Origin of the sequence: Cesiribacter andamanensis AMV16, from assembly GCF_000348925.1 — a bacterium.
Taxonomy (GTDB): domain Bacteria; phylum Bacteroidota; class Bacteroidia; order Cytophagales; family Cyclobacteriaceae; genus Cesiribacter; species Cesiribacter andamanensis.
In genome coordinates this window covers 48,890-55,351 of sequence record NZ_AODQ01000017.1, presented here as the reverse complement: position 1 = coordinate 55,351, position 6,462 = coordinate 48,890, and the positions used below count along the sequence as shown (strand labels likewise).

The 6,462-nt window shown below is 53.6% G+C and carries 5 protein-coding genes; all 5 read right to left on the bottom strand.

The window, feature by feature from the left end; translation table 11 throughout:
• Positions 1 to 208: 208 nt before the first annotated feature.
• Positions 209 to 2,317: a family 16 glycosylhydrolase gene (locus ADICEAN_RS22550; protein ID WP_009194473.1), complete on the bottom strand. Its 2,109-nt coding sequence runs from the start codon at positions 2,315 to 2,317 to the stop codon at positions 209 to 211.
• A 158-nt stretch (positions 2,318 to 2,475) separates the two neighbouring features.
• Entirely contained in the window at positions 2,476 to 2,706 is a 231-nt protein-coding gene (locus ADICEAN_RS05110; protein ID WP_262486173.1) for an alpha/beta hydrolase family protein, read from the bottom strand.
• A gap of 117 nt (positions 2,707 to 2,823) precedes the next feature.
• Positions 2,824 to 4,197 carry a hypothetical protein gene (locus ADICEAN_RS05105; RefSeq protein WP_040396284.1) on the bottom strand — a complete coding sequence of 458 codons (1,374 nt, stop codon included), beginning with the start codon at positions 4,195 to 4,197 and terminating at the stop codon, positions 2,824 to 2,826.
• A 468-nt stretch (positions 4,198 to 4,665) separates the two neighbouring features.
• On the bottom strand, positions 4,666 to 5,676 hold the full coding sequence (locus ADICEAN_RS05100) for an AAA family ATPase (RefSeq protein WP_009194470.1): 1,011 nt from the start codon (positions 5,674 to 5,676) through the stop codon (positions 4,666 to 4,668).
• 76 nt (positions 5,677 to 5,752) lie between these two features.
• The gene (locus ADICEAN_RS05095) at positions 5,753 to 6,427 is read right to left on the bottom strand and encodes an outer membrane beta-barrel protein (protein WP_009194469.1); all 675 of its coding nucleotides are present in this window, start codon (positions 6,425 to 6,427) and stop codon (positions 5,753 to 5,755) included.
• Positions 6,428 to 6,462: the final 35 nt, after the last annotated feature.

The following is a 6,462-nucleotide window of genomic DNA, read 5'->3' as shown; positions in this document are numbered from 1 at the left end:
CATTGCGATCGAAGAGAAGCAATCTGGCGTCAATGCCCACAGAAGCCAGATTGCTTCTTCCGCTACGGGGGGCGCCCCCCGCTTCATCACAATGACCGACACCTGAAGATAAAAACAGCCTCTGGAGATGCCCAAGGGCTATTTTTATCATTAAATCCCCAATAAAAAAATTCGGGATGACTCATGTCTTGTTGTGGGTAACATGTTGCTACTTAACCACCCGCTCAACCTGTATGCCCTGCCCGGTATGGATCTCCAGCAGATAGAGGCCCTGCGGAAGTTGCTGCACGCTCAGCTGCGCCTGCCCTTTTTCTAAAGGAGCCGTTGCCAGGCGCCGTCCGGAGGTATCTAGAATGTATACCATACCGCTGGCCTGGCCATCATCCAGCCGAATGCTTAGCTCCCCTTTCAGGGGATTGGGAAAGTAGGCCACTTCTCCAGAGAGGCGCTTAGGTTTGCCTCCGCCCTTGGTGCTGGTTTGCACAGTAATGCTAACCCCTGCAGAGCTTGTGCTGGCCCCCTCATTGTCCGTTGCCACGGCCGTAAGGGTATAGGTGCCATTGCCGGGGGGTGTAAAACTTGCTTCGTAAGGAGCACTGGTATCGGTGCTGAGCAATTGCGCGCCCACATAAAAATCTACCTTGCTGATGCTGCCATCGGCATCCGAAGCGCTTGCTGTTATGGCAATGGGATTGAGGGAGGTAAAGGTGCTGCCCGAGGCCGGGCTGCTGATGCTTACGGCAGGGGCAAGATTGCCTCCCCCGCCACCCCCATCGTTCTGGGCATCGTAGCTATCAAAATTATCCCAGTAATAGGTATCGCCGGTAAAGGTATTGGAGGCGAAGAGCATAATAAGCTTGGTGACCCCGCTGTTGCTGGCGCTGGCATCGGGCTGATCAAGGGGGCTGAATTCCAGCCGCTCCCAGCTGTTGGTGTTGGTAGTGGTGGCTACATAGCGGCTATGGCGGCCGCTGGGGTAATTGCTGGCCGTAGCCGTAGACGTCTCCAGCTGCAGCAGAATCTGGGTGCCTGCCGGAGCGGCCGTGTAAACATCCATGTAGAATTTCTTCTCCTTGGTGTAGTAGAGTGAGGCATCTGAAATATTCTGTACGGTGTAGGCCAGCACATCATACTGCTGCGAAGCGTTGCGAATGTATTTTCCAACCAGTGCCGATCCATTTACCCCATTGGGAGCCGGATTGCTTACCGTACTAAGGGTGCCTGTAGCCGAGCTAAAGGCAATGGTGGCGGGGGCATCAAAGTTCTGGAAACTGAAGCTGCGCTGGTAGCTTGGTTCTACGCGTACCAGCATCTGTAGCTGTTGGGTACCGCAGCCTGTGCTGTAGGTGGCAGTGAGCTGTCCGCCGCTGCTGCCCCAGTCTACGGTGATGGTGGGCGTACCCTGTCCGGATACAAGGGTGGCCCCGGCGGGCACCGACCAGTTGACAGTAGCATTGGCCGGCAGGTTCTTAAGGGTGTAGGAAGTGCCGCTGGCCTGGTAGGCCACTTCCCGGGCTCCCTGCAGGTAGGGCAGGTAGGTATCGTACACCCGCACCCAGTCTACCTCCATGGTGGCCGGAAAAATGGTGTTATCTACCGCTCCGCCCAGGTTACCCCCTACGGCTACATTCAGCAGAAAATGAAAGTCCTTATCAAAAGGCCACTGGTAGGGCAAAAGATCGGCTGTGCGCTTGGTAGAATACAGCACGCCATCCAGCAGCCAGCGAATTTCGCCCGGCTCCCACTCGATGGCAAAGGTGTGGTACCCCTCCGGGAAAGTGCCCTCATGAAGCACATATTTGTTGCCCTGATACTGGTTGTTGGGGTAGGCATCGCCATAGTGAATGGTGCCCAGCACTTCCTGGGGATGGTGCCCCACAAACTCCATAATGTCAATCTCGCCGCTTTTTGGCCATCCTCCATATACTTCATTGGTGGGCAGCATCCAAAAGGCAGGCCACAGACCGCCCCCGGCCGGTAATTTAATACGGGCTTCCATGCGGCCATAGGTCCAGTCGCCTTTGCCCTTGGTATTGATGCGGCCGGAGGTATAATTGGCGCCCCGGATGCGCTCCCGTTTAGCCGTGATCTTAAGCAAGCCGTTCGCTACGGTTACATTGGCCTGCTGATAGGATTGCAGCTCGTTGTTGCCCCAGCCGCAGATGCCTTCGGCGCAGCCATCGCCAATCTGGTAGTTCCATTTGCTCTGGTCCAGGCTGGTTCCACTAAATTCATCGGCCCAAACCGGTGTTGGGCATTGGGCCTGTGCCAGCAGGGTGCAGCAGCAGGCCATTGTCAGAAGTACAAGTTTTTTCATGGGGTGGTTAGTAGTTGGTATAGAACAATCAAACCACCCTCAGCCTAAATCGCTTATGAAAACACTACATCATTACTACTACAACGTTTGCAGACGACTACATCATTACTACTACAGGCAGTAAAAAAGCCCGCTTTGGCGGGCTTTTGAATACCGGTTTACGGATTGGCTTTCTTTAGGTGGGTATCCAGAAACTGAAGCACCTTGCCGTAGCCCTCTATTTCATTTTCTTTCTTTACAATCCCATGGCCCTTATCTTCAAAGAGCACATACTCTACCGGCACGCCATTTTTCTTTACGGCCGCTACAATCTCGTCTGATTCTACCTGCAGCACCGGGGGGTCTTTGGCGCCCTGCAGCACCATCAGAGGCTTTTTCCGGGCCGGGATTTTCAGGGCCTGGCAGGAGTGGCGTAGCGGAGCGCTGCCTGTGACTGGGCCCTAAACGAAAAAACCAGCCGTATGCGGGCTGGTTGAGCAAAAAGTTAGGGGCTGATAAAAAAAGGATCAGGGTTCCTGGTCGGCCGCAATCTGTTGCTCTTCCTGCTCCAGTATGATCTTGATCTTATCGATGGCCAGTTCGTTTTTGGGATCGTCCAGGCTGTTGCTTACTACCAGGCCCTCGCGGTTTAGCACTACATACGACCAGGCCGGAAGTTGTACCTGCTGGCCGGGCTTGGGGCGGTTGATGATGCTTTTGAGGTACTCATTGGCATCGGCATACACCATCTGTTCATAGGCCTCACGGTTGTCGGCCATGGAGAGCTGCAGAAATTTCACATCCTTAAAGCCCGACAGCTGGCGGCGCAGCAGGGCATCGCGCTGTTCTATCTCGGCCGGATCGGCAGAGAGGGGGTCATTGTCGAAGCGAACCAGTACAATGTGGCCTTTGAGGTGATTCAGGGGTACCTCGCGTCCGTCTTTACTGCGGAACACTACCTTGGGAGCGGCTACCTCAAACACATTCTGCATCTTTACCAGCTCATGCAGCTCGTTTTTGTAAGGCTGCACGGGGCATTCGTTGGCAAACTCAATGTACTCATCCTTTACCACCTCCAGACCCCGGCCGGCAATGGCCTCTACCAGAAACACAGCCTGCACATGAAATTTGGGCAGCGAGCGCAGGTTGTCGGCCGTAAGGGCGTACATGCGGCTGTAGTAGTCCTCATCCTCAGGCCTGGGTTGGGTCTTGTAGGTTTTGGTGTACTGATGTTTGATGTAGTTCAGCAGAAAATTGCGGTAGCTGGCCAGGTGGATGACATCATAGTGATGGAGCTTGATCTGGTCGATATAGGCAAAGTATTGCTCGGGCAGCCGGTAGCGCTTGCTTTTGGTATTGTGGTGCGTTTCGGCATACAGAAAGAGCTCATTGGCCCAGCTGTACTCAATATCGGCCTGCTGCAAGGCAAAGAAGGCCGGATTAACCACATTGATCCTGGACTGCAGGAATTTTTGCTGCTCTTCTTTGCGCTGCCGGGCCCAGGCCTGAAAGTCTGCGGGTTGTAGTTTGGCAACTTTGTCCTGAAGTTCATTAAAGCCAATCTCGTAGGTGCGCCGGTGCTGAAAGAGGTAGGTGTTTTCGGCAGCGCCATCGCCGGAAAATGTAAGGGAGGTTTCAAAGTTGGTGGCATCAAAGCGCAGGCTAAGCTGCATGCCCGGCTCCAGGAATACAGCGGTAGAATGCGCACCATAATACAGGCGGCCATATACCGGCTCCCGGATGTAGGCCACAAAACTAAACTTGTTGCTCTCATCCAGTTCGGTGGTAGCGGCATGGGCTTGCTCACCGGGCACAAAAGAGTACAGCAACACGCGCACCTGCCGGTTTTTGGGGCTTATGACCTCACCGGAGATGGAAATGTTGCTTACTTCAGCCAACATCAGGAGTGGCAGAAGCCACAGGCCTATGAGTAAAACTAGTCTTTTGTGCATTGAAACAATAGCCATCAATCCCTTACTTCTTACATCCAGAACTCAAGCCCGCGGGTTCCTATAGGCAGTCCAATAGTCTGCAATTCTACTAATAAGTTGCGAATATAGCTAATTAAATCAACTAATTATGGAAAAATTACAATCAGGTCAGCGTTTATGCAGGCGGTATCTTTTGCTCCAGGATAGGTCTTTTTCTTACATCACTATACTATCCTTAGTGAGTACGTAACGGATAGAGCCGGAGTTTTATATGCACCGGCCAAAAAAAGTATCGGGAGGTCCGGATATCTTATTGAAAAGCCCGGTGCTATCCTACGGCCGGCACCTTTTCTCCCATCTGTGGAGAATACAGGAGCAGCCAGGAAAGCCTGACGGTCCAGCAATAAGTTTTGGGCAGGCCGGGGCTGGCAGAAGGGATTACAGGCTGCTGATGGGAATTTTCTGCAGAATGGAGCGTACCAGATCCTTGCCGGTTACCCCTTCGGCCTCGGCCTCATAGTTGAGCAGTATGCGGTGGTTGAGCACATCTTCGGCTACGGCTTTTACATCTTCGGGCAGCACATAATCACGCCCGTCAAAGTAGGCCACGGCCTTGGCGGCCAGGTTCATGTTGATGCTGGCGCGGGGCGAGGCACCAAACTGGATGTAGCTGGCCTCGTCCTTAAGTCCATACTGCGCCGGCTGGCGGGTGGCCCACACCAGCTCTATGATGTAGCGCTCCAGGGAATCGTTGATGTTAACGGCATTGATCTCGTTGCGGATCTGAAAGATATCATCCTTGCTCAATACCGTGCCGATGGTGGCCGAAAAGGAGGTATTGGCCATGCGGCGCATGATCTCCAGCTCCTCGTCCTTGCTGGGGTAATCCACAAACACGCGCATCATAAAGCGGTCTACCTGCGCTTCGGGCAGGGGGTAGGTACCTTCCTGATCAACCGGGTTCTGGGTGGCCAGCACCAGAAAGGGGCGGTCCAGGGGATAGGTGGTATCACCTATGGTCACCTGTTTTTCCTGCATGGCTTCCAGCAGGGCGCTTTGTACCTTGGCGGGTGAGCGGTTTACCTCATCGGCCAGGATGATGTTGGCAAAGATAGGACCCTTTTTTACCTCAAAGGAACCGGTCTGCTGGTTGTAAATCATGGTGCCGATCAGGTCGGCGGGCAACAGGTCGGGGGTAAACTGCAGGCGCTTGAAGTCCAGGTGCAGTACCTGGGCCAGGGTATTTACGGCCAGGGTTTTGGCCAGGCCGGGCACCCCTTCCAGCAAAATATGGCCATTGGTGAACAGGCCAATCAGCAGGCGGTTGAGCATGTGCTGCTGGCCTACTACTACTTTGCCTACTTCAAAAAAAACCTCTTTTAATTTTTGCTGATGCTCTCTGCGGAGATCTTCATTCACGCTGTTGGAACCCGATACGAAATTATCCATGCACTAAAATAACAAACAGAACTGGAACAAGAGAACGTAGCAGGACCAAAGTTGGTATATAAAGGCTCGGCTGGTCTTATTTAGAGTGGTCGTATCTTGATTTAAAGGTTTCCAGTTCTCGCAGGCGAATCAGCCAGCTAAGACCTACCTGTATGGAGTTAAACTGGCTTACATCATAGGTGTTATCCAGGCTCAGGTTGGGTTCCAGGCGGTTGCTTAGGGTATATACATAGCGGGCATCCAGCTGCAGCCGGCTGCGTTTGCTTACCTTTAGCATGGGGCCGCCGCCGCCCAGCAGGCCAAACTGCCATTCCTGCAGGCGCTGGTCGTTATAATAATCCTTATCGCTGGTATCCAGCCCATCGAGCTGCGGCTCCTGCCCAAAAATATAGGAAGCGAAGGCGCCTGCCGTCAGTACAAACTGTAACTTGCCTTTGCCAATGACCAGCACCGACTGCACCGGCAGGGTGGCATGCAGCTCCTGCAGGTGATAGGCTTCTGCAGTGCCCGGATATACGTGCCAGCCTTTTTCTTCGGCCAGCAGTTCTATCTGGATGCCCAGGTGCTTGGTGGCCATGGAGCGGAATATAAATCCGCCGGTGGCGCCCTGGGCCCATTCCTGCGCAGGAGCAGGAACTACATTAAAGCGCATCTGGTGAAAGCCGTAGCCTGCCCGGGCGCCTACAAAATGTTGTGCCTGTGTACCCAATGCCAGCAGGCAGCAGGCCAGGGTAAGTAAAAAATGCTTCATGAGCGGCAAAGATTGAGGAAACGTTTCGTTTAAAA